The sequence below is a fragment of the Kineococcus vitellinus genome, from assembly GCF_009906315.1.
Lineage (GTDB): Bacteria > Actinomycetota > Actinomycetes > Actinomycetales > Kineococcaceae > Kineococcus > Kineococcus vitellinus.
The window spans coordinates 1-13,508 of the sequence record NZ_JAAALL010000103.1 but is presented as its reverse complement, the minus strand read 5'-3'; the positions used below and the strand labels follow the sequence as shown (position 1 = coordinate 13,508).

Genomic DNA, 13,508 nt, shown 5'->3' with positions numbered 1-13,508 from the left:
GCGAGCGGCCCTTGGCGTGCGCCTCGTGGATCGCCGAGACCAGGAACATCTGGTAGTCCATCGCCAGCCCGAAGAGGATGCCGACCACCAGCACCGGCATGAAGCTCAGCAGCGGTCCGGGCTGCGCCACGGCGAAGAGGTCCGCCAGCCAGCCCCACTGGTAGATCGCCACCACCGAGCCCAGGGCCGCGCCCAGCGAGAGCAGGAAGCCGACGGTCGCGAGCACGGGCACGGCGATCGAGCGGAACAGCATGACGAGCAGCGCCAGGGCGAGCACGACGATGACCGCGATGTAGACCGGCAGCGCGTCCGCCAGCGCCTGGTTGACGTCGATGCTCAGCGCCGTCTGCCCCGTGACGAGCACGTCCGCGCCGGGCGTGCCCGCGGTCAGCGCCCGGATCTCGTGCACCAGGTCCGTGGTGGCCTCGTCGGTGGGCCCGCTGGCGGGCACGACGGTGATGAGCTGCGCGGTGCCGTCCGCGGAGGGCACGGCCGGGGCGAGCGCGACGACGTCGTCCAGCCCCTGCACGTCCGCGGCGACGGAGGCGGCGGCGGCCGCGACGGCGCCCGCGTCGGCGCCCTCCACGACGAGGAGCAGCGTGGACTGCGACCCCTCCCCGAAGCCCTCGACGAGCAGGTCGTAGGCCTGCCGCGCCGAGGTGGCCGGGTCGCCGTTCTCCGCCGAGGGCAGCGCGGTGCGCATCGAGGCGACGGGGACGGCCACCGCGCCGACGACGAGCACGGCGCCCAGCAGCGCGAGCACGGGGTGGCGGGTCACGCCGTGCGCCCAGCGCGCCAGCAGCCCGCGCCGCTCCGCGCCCCGCGCGCTCCCGGTCCCGGTCCCGGTCCCGGTCCCGGCCGCGGCGGCGGCGCGCAGGCCCGCGGCGTCCAGGTGGCGCTCGCGGCGGGGCAGCACCCGGCGCCCCATGGCGGCCAGCAGCGCGGGCACCGCGGTGAGGGCCACGAGCACGGCGACGGCGACCGTCGCGGCGGCCGCGACGCCCATCTGGGTCAGGAAGGAGATGTCCACCACGGCCAGCCCGAGCAGGGCGATGACCACCGTGGCGCCGGCGAAGACGACGGCCGTGCCGGCGGTGCCGGTGGCCTTGGCCACGGCCTGCTGCACGTCGGCGCCGGCGCGCAGCTCGGTGCGGGTGCGGGCGAAGACGAACAGGGCGTAGTCGATGCCGACGGCCAGGCCGAGCATCGAGGCCAGCGCCGGGGTCGTCGCGGACAGCGGGACGAGCTTGCCGAGGACGGTGATGCCGACGACGCCGACGCCCACGCCGACGAGCGCGGTCAGCAGGTTGGCGCCCGCGGCCACGAGCGAGCCGTAGGTGAGGACCAGCACGACGAAGGCGACGGCCACGCCGATGGCCTCGCTGGCGTGGCCACCGCTCCCGGTGTCGGCCAGGTCGGAGGTGACCTCCACGCGCACCGTGCCGTCGGCGGCCCGCAGGTCGTGCCCGGTGGCGGCGGTGAAGGCGTCGGTGGTGGCCGCGGCGACGTCGCCGGCGCCGGTGGTGAAGGTGACGGTCGCGGCGGCGACCCGCTGGTCGGCCGAGAGGCGCGCGGTCGGCGCGGTCAGCGGGTCGCTGACGGCCGCGACGCCCTCGATGCCGCGCAGGTCCGCGAGCAGCTCCTGGACGGCGGCGGCGTTGGCGGGGGCCGTCAGCGTCTGCCCGGCCGGGGCCTGCAGCACGACGGTGGCGGTGGCGTTCGAGGCGCCGGCGGCGAACTCGCGCTCGAGGACCTCCAGGCCCTCGCTGGCCTGGGTGCCGGGGATGGAGAAGCTCGTCTGCGGTGCCGCCTGCTGCGGCAGCCCGACCGCGAGGGCCGCGAGAGCGGTCAGCAGCAGGGCCCAGAGCGCCAGCACCGGCCGGCGGTGGCGGGCGCTGAGGGCGCCCAGGCGGTGCAGCAGGGTGGCCATGCGGGGAGCTCCTTCGGCGGTGGTCGGCACGCGCCGCCACCTGCCGGGAGGCGCCGCGTCGGGTGCATCGGCGCGCCGCCCTCCCGGCTGAAGCTCCCGGGGCTAGCCGATCGGCTAGCCGCCGAGCTCCACGTCGACCTCGCTGCGCCCGCCCTCGACGACCTCGACCGCCGTGGCCGTCGGGGCGTAGCCGGAGGCGGTGAGCACGTAGCGGCCGCGGCCGAGGTCGTCGAAGCAGAATCCGCCGTCCTCGCCGGTGGTGACGGTGTCCACGACGGCGCCGGAGGCGTCGACGAGCGTCACCGACGCCTCCCGCACGGCGCCGCCGTCGGTGGCGGCCACCACCGTGCCGACCAGGCGGCCGCCGCCGGCCAGGTGCAGGTCGACGTCGAGGGTGATCGAGTGCGCCAGCTCCACGGTGCGCGCCAGCGGGCGGTGCTCGGCGCTGAGCGCGCTGAGGACGTAGGAGCCGCTGACGAGGTCGGTGAAGCGGTACCCGCCGTCGGCGCCGGAGCGGGTGGTCGCCACGACGCTGCCCTGGACGTCGAGCAGGGTGACGACGGCACCGGGGACGGGGGCCTCGTCGCGGCCCGCGCCGGTCACGACCCGGCCGGCGAGGGCCGCGGCGCCGGCGAGCCGGACGTCGTGCTGCACGGGTGCGTCGGCGACCGCGACGAGCTGCGCCGCGGGCCGCGTCTCGCGGGAGGCGGTGATGAGCAGGAAGGTGCCCCCCGAGGGCGGGGACAGCCGGTAGCGGCCCTCGGCGTCGGAGGAGGTGCGGGCCAGCTGGCGCCCCGCCGGGTCGGTGAGCGTCAGCGCGGCCCCGGGCAGCGGGTGCCCGGCGACGTCGCGCACGACGCCCTCGATGCCGGGACCGCTCGCGCGGCCCGGGCGCTGGGCCGGCACCGCCGCGGCGGCGTGGGCGCCCTGCGCGGGGGCCTGGGGCGCGGGGCCGTCCGCGGGCCCGTCGCCGCGGAGCAGCCGCTCCAGGCTGCGGCCCTCGGCGTCCACGTTCGGCACGAGGCGCTGCATCCAGCGCGGCATCCACCACGCCCCCTCGCCCAGCAGCGTCAGCGCCGCCGGCATGATGACCATGCGGACGACGAGGGCGTCGGCGAGGACCCCGACGGTCAGCGCGGTGCCGATGGAGCCGATGATCGCGTCGCCGCTGGTGGCGAAGCCGACGAAGACACCGCTCATGATCAGCGCGGCGGCCACCACCACGGGGGCGGACTGGCGGAAGCCCGACAGCACCGCCGCCTTCGGCGAGCGGCCCTTGGCGTGCGCCTCGTGGATCGCCGAGACCAGGAACATCTGGTAGTCCATCGCCAGCCCGAAGAGGATGCCGACCACCAGCACCGGCATGAAGCTCAGCAGCGGTCCGGGCTGCGCGACGGCGAAGAGGTCGGCCAGCCAGCCCCACTGGTAGATCGCCACCACCGAGCCCAGGGCCGCGCCCAGCGAGAGCAGGAAGCCGACGGTGGCCATGAGCGGCACCGCGATGGAGCGGAAGAGCATGACGAGGAGCAGCAGCGCCAGCACCACGATGAGGGCGATGTAGACCGGCAGCGCGTCGTTCAACGCGTCGGTGACGTCGATGTCGAGGGCGGTCTGGCCGGTGACGAGGACCTCGGCGCCCTCGACGTCGCCGGTGGCCGAGCGGATGGCGCGCACGAGGTCGCTGGTGGCCTCGTCGGTGGGCCCGCTGGCGGGCACGACGGTGATGAGCTGGGTGCTGCCGTCCGCGGAGGGCACGGCGGGCGTCACGGCCACGACGTCCGGCAGGCCCTGCACCCGGCTGGCCACCTCGCCGGCCGCGCTCGCCACCGCCGCCGGGTCCTGCCCGTCGACCACGACGAGCAGGGTGGCCTGCGAGCCGGGGCCGAAGCCCTCGACGAGCAGGTCGTAGGCCTGGCGGGAGGAGCTGGCGGGGTCGTCGTTCTCCGCCGACGGCAGCGCGGTGCGCATCGAGGCGACCGGGATGGCCACCGCGCCGACGACGAGCACGGCGCCCAGCAGCGCGAGCACGGGGTGGCGGGTGACGGCGTGCGCCCAGCGCCCCAGCAGCCCGCGGGCGGGACCCTCCCGGGTCTCGGCGGAGTCGGCCTCGTCGCGCGTGGCGGCCGCGGCCCGCAGGCCGGCCGGGTCGCGGTGGCGCTCCTTCTTCGGCAGCACCCGCAGCCCGAGCACCCGCAGGAAGGCGGGGACCGCGGTGAGGGCCACGAGCACGGCGGTCGCCACGGTCGCGGCCGCCGCCAGGCCCATCTGGGTGAGGAACGGGATGTCCACCACGGCCAGCCCGACGAGGGCGATGACGACCGTGGTGCCGGCGAAGACGACGGCCGTGCCGGCGGTGCCGGTGGCCTTGGCGACGGCCTGCTCCACGCTCTCGCCGCGGCGCAGCTCGCCGCGGGTGCGGGCGAAGACGAAGAGGGCGTAGTCGATGCCGACGGCCAGGCCGAGCATGCCGGCCAGCGCCGGGGTGGTCGTCGACAGCGAGACGACCTTGCCGAGCGCCATGATCCCCAGGTAGCCGGCGCCCACGCCGACGCCCGCGGTCAGCAGGTTGGCGCCCGCGGCCACGAGCGAGCCGTAGGTGAGGACCAGCACGACGAAGGCGACGGCCACGCCGATGGCCTCGCTGGTGTGACCGGCGCTGGTGGTGACCAGGTCGGAGGTCGTCTCCACGCGCACCGTGCCGTCGGCGCTGCTCAGGTCGCCGTCGGTGGCGTCCTCGAAGGCGTCGGTGGTGGCCTCGTCGACGTCGCCGACGGCGCCGTCGAAGGTGACGGTGGCGGCGGCGATCGTCTGGTCGGCGGAGACGCGCGGGGCCTGCGGCGCGAACGGGTCGGAGACCGAGACCACGCCCTCGATGCCGCGCAGGTCCGCGAGCAGCCCCTGGACGGCGGCCGCGTCGGCGGGGGCCGTCAGCGTCCGCCCGTCGGGGGCCTGGAAGACGACCGTGGCGGTCGCCGCGTCGGTCCCCGTGGAGAACTCCTCCCCGATGACGTCCAGGCCCTCGCTGGCCTGGGTGCCGGGGATGGAGAACCCGGTGTCCTCGGGCGCGGTCTGCTTCAGGCCGAGGGCCAGGGCGGCGAGGACGGCCAGCAGGATCGCCCAGACGGCGAGCACCAGCCAGTGGCGGCGGGCGCTGAACCTGCCCAGGCGGTACAGCAGGGTGGCCATCGGGAGGCTCCTTCGACGAGGTCGCGGCGGGGCGGGAGGTCGTCGACACCGGTGGCGACGCGGGAGGGCCGGCAGGCCGACGGTATCCCGCGGCCGGCCGGTCGACAACCGAACGCCCTAGCCGATCGGCAGGTTCCCGCCCTGCCGATCGGCAAGGCGGGCGGCGGGTGCGCGGATATGCTCGGGGCATGACGACGGCTGCTCGCGAGGAGCGTCCCGCGAGCCCCGGCCGGGAGCGGCTGCACGCCGCCGCCCTGCGCCTGTTCGCCGAGCACGGGGTCAGCGGCACCTCGCTGCAGATGATCGCCGACGAGGTGGGCGTCACCAAGGCGGCCGTCTACCACCACTACAAGACCAAGGACGAGCTGGTCGTGGGGGTCATCGACCCCTTCCTCGACCGCGTCGCGGGCATCGTCGGGCCGGCCCGCGCGCGCCGCGGGTGGCGCGCCCAGGCGGAGGCGGCGCTCACCGGCCTCGTCGACCTCATCGTCGACGTGCGCCGGCTGTACGTCGTGGCCGTCACCGACCCGGTGGCCGTGCACCTGCAGGAGCAGCACCCGCGGCTGCGGGTGGTCGCCGCCGAGCTGCGCGAGCTGCTCGCGGGCCCCGACGCCGACGACGAGCGCCGCATCGACGTCGCCTTCTTCCTCGCCGGCCTCGTCGGCCCGCTGGGCGACCCGCGGACCTTCCACGTGCCCGACGAGGACCTGCGCGCCCACCTGCTCGACCTCGGCCGGCGCTTCCTGCTCGGGCGCCGCCCGGCCCGCCGCGAGGACGGGCCGGCCGGCTGAGGCTCAGGCGCCGGGGGCCACCCGGATGGCGAGGCCGTCGAGGTAGCTGGCGACGTTGGCGCGCACCTGCTCCACGTCGTCGCCGCCGAACTTCTCCAGCACCGCGTCGGCGAGCACGAGGCTGACCATCGCCTCGGCGACGACACCGGCGGCGGGGACCGCGCACACGTCCGAGCGCTGGGCGATGGCCTGCGCGGCGCCGCCGGAGGAGGTGTCCACGGTGTCCAGGGCGCGGGGGACGGTGGAGATGGGCTTCATCGCGGCGCGCACCCGCAGCACCTCGCCGTTGGTCATCCCGCCCTCGATGCCGCCCGCGCGGTCGGTGCGCCGGCGCACCGTCATGCCCGCGAGCTGCTCGCCGCCGTCGACGCGCTCGATCTCGTCGTGCGCGGCGGACCCGCGGCGGCGGGCGGTCTCGAAGCCGTCGCCGACCTCGACGCCCTTGATGGCCTGGATGCCCATGAGCGCCGCGGCCAGGCGGGCGTCGAGCTTGCGGTCCCAGTGCACGTAGGAGCCCAGCCCCGGCGGCAGGCCGTGCACGGCGACCTCCACGACCCCGCCCAGGGTGTCGCCCGCGGCGTGCGCCTCGTCGATCTCGGCCACCATGAGGGCGCTGGTGGCCGGGTCGGCGCAGCGCACCGGGTCGGCGTCGATCGCCGCGCGCTGCCCGCGCGCGGGCACCACGCCCGGCGGGGCCTGCACGGTGCCCAGGGCGACCACGTGGGAGACGACCTCGGCGCCGACGGCCTGCGCGAGGAAGGCGCGGGCCACCTCGCCCAGCGCGACGCGGGTGGCGGTCTCGCGGGCGGAGGCGCGCTCCAGCACGGGGCGGGCGTCGTCGAAGCCGTACTTCTGCATGCCGGTGAGGTCCGCGTGCCCGGGGCGCGGGCGGGTCAGCGGGGCCGAGCGCCCGCGCGCGGGCAGCCGGCCGGGCTCGTCGTAGCGGCGGCCCTCCTCGTCGGCGGGGTCGGCGGCCATCACCTCGCGCCAGCGCGGCCACTCGGAGTTGCCGATGCGCAGCGCGACCGGCCCGCCCTGGGTGCGCCCGTGCCGGATGCCGCCGATGACCTCCAGCTCGTCCTGCTCGAAGCCCATCCGGGCGCCGCGGCCGTGGCCCAGGCGGCGGCGGGCCAGGGCGGCGCGGATCTGCGCGCTGTCGACCTCCACGCCGGCCGGGAGGCCTTCGAGGATGCCCGCCAGAGCGGGTCCGTGGGATTCGCCTGCCGTCAGCCACCGCAACACGCGATGATTCTGCCCCACGCCGGGGCGCGCTCCGCGCGCGCCGCGGCCCGCTCAGTCGGTGAGGCCGGACAGCAGCGGGTCGATGCGGTAGGGGACCAGCTCGCGCATCGCCAGCGAGGTGCGCGTGCGCACGACGCCGGGGATCGACAGCAGCCCCTGCCCGACGCGGTAGAGGTCGTCCGCGTCGCGGGCCACGACCCGGCACATGAGGTCGCCGTCGCCGGTGATGCCGTGGACCTCCAGCACCTCCGGCGTCTCGCGCAGCCGGGCCAGGGTGTCGTCCTGCTGCCCCTGGTGGATCTCGATCATCACGAACGCCGACACCGAGAAGCCGAGCGCCGCGGGCGCCAGCCGCCGGGAGAAGCGGTGCAGCACGCCGTCGGCCTCCAGGCGCTCCAGGTGCGCCTGCACCGTCCCGCGCGCCAGCCCCAGCTGGCGCGACAGCCCGAGCACGGTCGCGCGCGGGTCCTCGTCCAGGGCCAGCAGGATCCGGGCATCGATCGTGTCGAGACGGCGCACGGACGACATCCTGGCGCATCCGGGGCGTCGATCGGCGGTCAATGTGCCCAACGAGCCGTGTCCTCGTTGAGCATCCGGTGCATCAGGGCGCGCGGGGCGTCCCGACCTCGACCACCACGTCGCCGTCGACGACCTCCACGCGGTGCGTGCGCACCGGCCGGATCGCCGGCGGACCCGACGGCTCACCGGTGCGCAGGTCGAAGGCGGAGGCGTGCCGGGGGCACTCCACGGCGCAGTCCTCGACCCAGCCGTCGGCCAGCGACTCCTCGGCGTGCGTGCAGGTGTCGTCGATGGCGAACAGCTCGCCGTCGACGTTGAACACCGAGACCGGCGCGCCCAGCTCGGGGCGGTCCACCCGCACCACCTCACCGGGCGGCAGCTCCTGCACCGAGCACGCCACCCACCGCGCACCAGCCATCCCCGCAGACCTCCTCCTCGCGCTCCCGCGCGCCCGTGCTCGTGCCCGTGCCCGTGCTCGTCCGGCGATCGTAGGCGCGCACGTGCGCACCGGCGTCCCGGCGCTCGCTACGGTTGACCCGGTGGAGACGCTCGAGCCCGTGCAGCCGCCGGCCCCCGTGCCGCCCCGGGCCCTGCCCGCCGCGCGCTGGCGCGAGCGCGAGACCGCCCACGAGGAGCGCGCGCACGCGCTGACGGCCGCCGCGGCGCAGCGGCGCCGCGAGGGGCGGGCGCACCCGGTCGAGGACTTCCTGTTCACCTACTACTCCTGGGCGCCGGGCAGGCTGCGCCGCTGGCACCCCGGCGTGGGGGTGGAGCTGCTGCTGGACGACGGCGACCCCGGTGGCGGGGGGCGCGAGCGGGCCGGCTGGGCGCACTACGCGCGCACCGCCCGCGGGGTGCGCGTGGACGCGGCCTCCCTGCTCGCCCGGCGCGGGCCGACGGTGCGCCTGGCCCGCGACGTGCTGGCCGGCACCCGCGGCCGCCCCGCGCAGCTGGCCTGCTTCGGCCTGCACGAGTGGGCGATGGTCCACCGCACCCGCCCGGAGGAGGTCCGCCACGCCGGGCTGCCGCTGCGGCTGGGGCACGCCGGCACCGACGCCGTCGTGGAGTCGCACCGCATCCGGTGCAGCCACTTCGACGCGTTCCGCTTCTTCACGCCCTCGGCCGTCGGGCTCAACGAGCTGCAGCCGACGCGGACCGCGCAGGCCGCGCAGGAGCAGCCGGGCTGCCTGCACGCCACGATGGACTGCTACCGGTGGGCGATGAAGCTGTCGCCGGCCGTGCCGGGGGAGCTGCTGCTCGACTGCTTCGAGCTCGCCCGCGACGTGCGCGTGCTGGACATGCGCGCCTCCCCGTACGACGTGAGCTCGCTGGGCTGGTCGCCGGTGGCGGTCGAGACGCCGGAGGGCAAGGCGGAGTACGTGCGCGCGCAGCGGGAGTTCGCCGAGCGGGCCGACCCGCTGCGCGCCGCGCTCGTCGCGGTCTGCGAGGAGCTGCTCGCCGCCTGAGCGGGCGCACTCGGGCGCACTCGGGCGCACTCGGGCGAACGCGGGGGCAACGCGGTGGAGGTGCGGGCGGTGCCCGACGTAGCATCGCCGCGCCGGCCGGTGGGGCCGGTTCCGGACCGGTGCGAGGAGCGGGCGCGTGCACGACGTCGCCGCAGGGTGCGAGGTGGCCGTCCCGGCCTGCTCGGCGCCGCGCCGGACCCGCGTCCGGCGCCCCTGACTCCCGCACCACCTCCACGCGCGCTCCCGGCTGCCCGGGCGCCCGCGCGCGCCGGTGGGGCGTCGAGCGGTGCGCGGGCGCGGTGCCGCCTCCCGCCCCGCCGCCGCCCGCACCGGGCGGCGGCCCTCGACGAGACCGGAGCCGAACCCGCCGTGCACCCCCTGACCGAGCAGCAGATCCGCGCGTCCTTCGCCAACGCCACCCGCCGGGAGGCGGCGTCCGCCGCGCTGCCCGACCTCGACGCGGTCCCCTGGGACCGCCTGGAGTACCTGGGCTGGCGCGACCGCCGCGCCCCCCGGTCCGCCTACGTCGTGCTGGAGCTGGACGGCGCCCCCGCCGGCCTGCTGCTGCGCGCCACCGCGCCGGACCCGACCCGGGTGCGCCGCACGACGCTGTGCGCCTGGTGCCAGGACGTGCGCTCCACCGACGCCGTCCTGCTCGTCGCGCGCCGCGCCGGCGCCGCCGGCCGGGCCGGCAACTCGGTGGGCACCCTGGTCTGCGAGGAGTTCACCTGCTCGCAGAACGTGCGCCGGGTGCCCACCGCCAGCGAGGTCGGCACCGACGACGAGGACGTGCGCGCCCTCTTCGTCGCCGAGCGCGTGGCGGGCCTGCGCGAGCGCTCCCGGCACTTCGTCGAGGGCGTCGTGCGCGGGCGCTGACCCCGCGCCGGGTCCCCGGCCGCCGCGCCGGGGACCCGGTGGACGGCGCGGCGGGCGGGGCGCTTGGATCTCCCGGTGACCGCCCACGTCCTGCCGGCCGAGCGCCCCCTGCTTACCGACGTCTACGACCCCTCGCTGCCGCCGGTGCTGACCGTCGAGCCCGGGGACACCGTCACCGTCCACACCCTCGACGCCCGCGGCTACCTGCAGCGCCCGCGGCTGCCCGACGGCGCGGGGGAGCGGGTCTTCCCCACCCACCGCGGGCACTGCCTGGCCGGGCCGATCGCGGTGGCCGGCGCCCGCCCCGGCGACGTGCTCGCCGTGACGCTGCGCTCGCTGCGCACCGACGGCTGGGGCTGGACGGCCACCGGCGCCCCCACCCCGCTCAACCGGCGCCTGGGCGTGCGCCGCGACGAGCTGCTGCTGTGGGAGGTGGACGACGCGGCCGGCACCGCCGTCAACCAGCTCGGCATCGAGGTCGACACCGCCCCGTTCCTCGGCGTCGTCGGCACCACCCCGGCGCAGCCGGGGGAGCACTCGACGATCCCGCCGCGGCCCGGGTGCGGCGGGAACGTCGACTGCCGCTCGCTCGTCGCTGGCAGCACCCTGTTCCTGCCGGTGCACGTGGACGGCGCGCTGCTGTGCGTCGGCGACGGGCACGCCGCCCAGGGCGACGGCGAGGTCTGCGGCACGGCGATCGAGTGCGGGATGACGACGGAGCTGCACCTCGACCTCGTCGCGGCGCCGGCGCTGGCGAGCGTGCACGCCACCACCCCGCACGAGCGCATCACGTTCGGCTTCGACGCCGACCTCACCGCCGCCACCGACGCCGCGCTCGCCGACGTCGTCACCTGGATCGCCGCCGAGTTCGGGGTGGGGTTCGAGACGGCGCTGACGCTGGCGAGCACCGCCGTCGACCTGCGCATCACCCAGGTCGTCAACGACACCTGGGGCGTGCACGCGCTGTGGCCGCACGGCGCCCTGCGCCGCCGCGGCTGAGCGCTCAGCCGGGCCGGGCGGGCTGCCCGCCGCGCAGCAGCTGCAGGACCCCGCGCCGCAGGCCGCCGGCGCGCGGGCGGCCGCCGCGGCGCCCGGGCCGCTGCCGGTGCTCCCCGGCGGCCGGGGGGTGCGGGTCCGTCCCGCGCCGGCAGAAGCGCGCGCGGGCGGACTGCTCGTCCGTGCGCAGGACGCGGGCCACCTGCGCCCACGAGGCGCCGGCCAGCCGGTAGCCGGCGACGGCCTCGTGCAGCAGGCGCTCCACCTCCCAGCGCCGCTCGACGGCCGCGGCCAGGGCGGCCTCGCCGACGCGCAGCCCCTGCCGGCCGGAGGTCCTCAGCAGCCGGGAACCGGCCATCTCGGCGTCGAGGTCGAAGGAGTCGAAGGCGGTCATGAGCGGCTCCCGCGGGGGGTCGGGTCGCACGTCCGGGGCCCTCGACCTTGGAGCCCCGCCGGTGCCGCGCGCAGCGCGCCGTCGCACCAGCCGTGGGGAGGGTCCCACCCGCGCCGGCGATCCGCAACGGTCCCCGGCCGGTGGTCCCGGCTGGTGGTCCCGGGTGGTGGTCAGGTCGGGGCGACGACCGCGTCGTCGGCCTCGGTGGCGGCGTTCCAGCCGGCCTTCTCCGAGCGCCACCCGTCCTCGGTGCGCCCGCGCCGCCAGTACCCGGAGGCGGACAGCAGCTCGCGCGGCACGCCGAGGTCGGTGCGCGCCCAGCGGCGCACGGCGCGCACGGTGTCCGCCTCGCCGTGCAGGAACGCGTGCGGCACGCCCGCGGGCAGGTCCAGGCCGCGCAGGAACGCCACGAGCGCCTCGGGGTCCGGTGCGGCGCGGTGCACCCAGTGCAGCGCCAGCTCGCCGCGGCAGGCGAGGGGCAGCTCCTCGGCGGCGTCGGCCACCTCCACGACGGCGACGGCCCGCGCACCCGCCGGCAGGTGCTCCAGGGAGGCGCCGATCGCCGGCAGCGCGCTGGCGTCGCCGACGAGCAGGTGCCAGTCGGCCTCGGGCGAGGGGGAGTACGCGCCGCCGGGCCCCATGACCCACACCTCGTCGCCGGGCTGCGCGGACACCGCCCACGGACCGGCGACCCCCTCGTCGCCGTGGGCCACGAAGTCGATCGCCACCTCGCCGCCGACGGCGGAGCGCACCGTGTAGGTGCGCTGCAGCGGCCACTCCTCGCGCGGGCGGGTGTCGCGGATCGCACGGACGTCGAAGGAGCCGCCGTAGTGGACGCCGGGGACGGGGAAGACGAGCTTCACGTAGGAGTCGGCGTGCTCGACGGCGAAGTCGGCCAGGTCCTCGCCGCCGAGGACGACGCGGACCAGGTGCGGCGTCAGCCGCTCGGTGCGCAGGACGACCGCTCGCCGCTGGCGGCGGCCGCCGGGAGCGGGGGCCTGGCGCCGGAAGGGGTTGTGCACGGGGGTCCTCCGTCAGTCGATCTCGGCGCGACCCTCGCGCCAGTAGCCCATGAACGCCACGGACGTGCGGGGCACGCCGACGTCGCGCACCAGGTGGCGGCGCAGCGCCTTGACGACACCGGCCTCGCCGGCCAGCCACGCGTACAGGCACTGCGGGCCGCTGGCGACGGGGTGCTCGGGCACCTCCCACAGGATCCCGGTGTCGAGGTCGACCTCCTCGAGGTCGACGGGGGAGGCCGCCGGCTGCGCCTCGTCGACCAGCGCGGAGGCCACCTCGTGCACCCGCGCCCGCAGCAGCTCGCCGGGGGCGCCGCCGCGGCGCGGCAGCCACTCGACGGTGAGGTCGGCGGGCGAGGACAGGTCGAGCAGGTCCCCGGCGTGCGGGACCTCCAGCAGCGCCGTCGCCCGCACCCCGGCGGGCAGCTGCTCCAGGATCGCCGAGACGGCCGGGACGGCGGTCTCGTCGCCGGCCAGCAGCAGCGTGCGGGCCTCGGCGGGCGGTGCCCACTCCACGCCCCACATCCGCCCGGTGCCCGGGGTGCTGGGCCCCACCACGACGAGCTCGTCGCCGGGGCGGGCCGCGGCCGCCCACGCCGAGGCCGGGCCGGCGTGGCCGTCCTCGACGCCGTGCAGCACGAAGTCGACGTCCATCTCGGCGAAGCGGTCCAGCGTGGCGGGCCGGAAGGCGCGCACGGTGTAGGTGCGCATGACGGGGCGCACGTCCTCGGGCAGCTCGCGCCACCAGGAGTACCAGTCGCCCGCCGGGGCGTCGTAGTCCTCCCAGGGCTGCTTGAGCAGCAGGACCTTGAAGCGCTGGTCGTGGCCGCCGACGCCGAAGGAGTCCAGCTCGGGGGAGGTCAGCGTGATGCGCACGAAGCTGGCGCCCAGGCGCCGCGTCGCGCCGACGCGCACCCGGTGCAGCACGTACGCGGCCCGCTGCAGCTGCACCTCGGCACCGTCGCCGTCCGGCGGCGCGGCGGTGGCCGTTCCGCTGCCCGTGCTCGTGTCCGTGGACATGTCCCACCTCTCGTCGGTGAGGCCAGCCTAACCAATGGACGGGGGGTGGTCGAGGCCGCGTCACCCCAG

General features: G+C 77.2%; 12 protein-coding genes. 4 read left to right on the top strand and 8 right to left on the bottom strand.

Annotation, left to right across the window (positions count from 1 at the left end):
* Both GTQ99_RS10990 and GTQ99_RS10985 read right to left on the bottom strand, forming a co-directional pair.
* The coding region (locus GTQ99_RS10990; protein WP_166615774.1) for an MMPL family transporter at window positions 1-1,930 on the bottom strand (1,930 nt) is incomplete at its 3' end.
* A gap of 114 nt (window positions 1,931-2,044) precedes the next feature.
* Window positions 2,045-5,116: an MMPL family transporter gene (locus GTQ99_RS10985; RefSeq protein WP_166615773.1), complete on the bottom strand. Its 3,072-nt coding sequence runs from the start codon at window positions 5,114-5,116 to the stop codon at window positions 2,045-2,047.
* A 188-nt stretch (window positions 5,117-5,304) separates the two neighbouring features.
* Here GTQ99_RS10985 and GTQ99_RS10980 point away from each other — a divergent pair, with 188 nt between their 5' ends.
* On the top strand, window positions 5,305-5,907 hold the full coding sequence (locus GTQ99_RS10980) for a TetR/AcrR family transcriptional regulator (protein ID WP_166615772.1): 603 nt from the start codon (window positions 5,305-5,307) through the stop codon (window positions 5,905-5,907).
* A 3-nt stretch (window positions 5,908-5,910) separates the two neighbouring features.
* Here GTQ99_RS10980 and aroC read toward each other — a convergent pair whose 3' ends face one another.
* From aroC to GTQ99_RS10965, 3 genes are all read right to left on the bottom strand, one after another.
* Window positions 5,911-7,149: a chorismate synthase gene (aroC, locus tag GTQ99_RS10975; protein ID WP_166615771.1), complete on the bottom strand. Its 1,239-nt coding sequence runs from the start codon at window positions 7,147-7,149 to the stop codon at window positions 5,911-5,913.
* A 51-nt stretch (window positions 7,150-7,200) separates the two neighbouring features.
* The gene (locus GTQ99_RS10970; RefSeq protein ID WP_166615770.1) at window positions 7,201-7,677 is read right to left on the bottom strand and encodes an Lrp/AsnC family transcriptional regulator; all 477 of its coding nucleotides are present in this window, start codon (window positions 7,675-7,677) and stop codon (window positions 7,201-7,203) included.
* A 73-nt stretch (window positions 7,678-7,750) separates the two neighbouring features.
* Window positions 7,751-8,086: a bifunctional 3-phenylpropionate/cinnamic acid dioxygenase ferredoxin subunit gene (locus GTQ99_RS10965; protein WP_166615769.1), complete on the bottom strand. Its 336-nt coding sequence runs from the start codon at window positions 8,084-8,086 to the stop codon at window positions 7,751-7,753.
* 121 nt (window positions 8,087-8,207) lie between these two features.
* Here GTQ99_RS10965 and GTQ99_RS10960 point away from each other — a divergent pair, with 121 nt between their 5' ends.
* From GTQ99_RS10960 to GTQ99_RS10950, 3 genes are all read left to right on the top strand, one after another.
* Window positions 8,208-9,134, top strand: coding sequence for a 3-methyladenine DNA glycosylase (locus GTQ99_RS10960; protein WP_338074917.1), 927 nt, complete (start codon window positions 8,208-8,210; stop codon window positions 9,132-9,134).
* Window positions 9,135-9,503: 369 nt separating this feature from the next.
* Window positions 9,504-10,010, top strand: a complete 507-nt coding sequence (locus GTQ99_RS10955) for an FBP domain-containing protein (RefSeq protein WP_166615768.1) — start codon at window positions 9,504-9,506, stop codon at window positions 10,008-10,010.
* Window positions 10,011-10,085: 75 nt separating this feature from the next.
* Entirely contained in the window at window positions 10,086-11,009 is a 924-nt protein-coding gene (locus GTQ99_RS10950; RefSeq protein ID WP_166615767.1) for an acetamidase/formamidase family protein, read from the top strand.
* A gap of 4 nt (window positions 11,010-11,013) precedes the next feature.
* Here the strand turns inward: GTQ99_RS10950 and GTQ99_RS10945 are convergent, their stop codons facing one another.
* The 3 genes from GTQ99_RS10945 to GTQ99_RS10935 form a co-directional block, all read right to left on the bottom strand.
* On the bottom strand, window positions 11,014-11,400 hold the full coding sequence (locus GTQ99_RS10945; RefSeq protein ID WP_166615766.1) for a hypothetical protein: 387 nt from the start codon (window positions 11,398-11,400) through the stop codon (window positions 11,014-11,016).
* A 170-nt stretch (window positions 11,401-11,570) separates the two neighbouring features.
* Window positions 11,571-12,356, bottom strand: coding sequence for a siderophore-interacting protein (locus GTQ99_RS10940; protein ID WP_205707236.1), 786 nt, complete (start codon window positions 12,354-12,356; stop codon window positions 11,571-11,573).
* A gap of 78 nt (window positions 12,357-12,434) precedes the next feature.
* Window positions 12,435-13,439, bottom strand: coding sequence for a siderophore-interacting protein (locus tag GTQ99_RS10935; protein ID WP_166615764.1), 1,005 nt, complete (start codon window positions 13,437-13,439; stop codon window positions 12,435-12,437).
* Window positions 13,440-13,508: the final 69 nt, after the last annotated feature.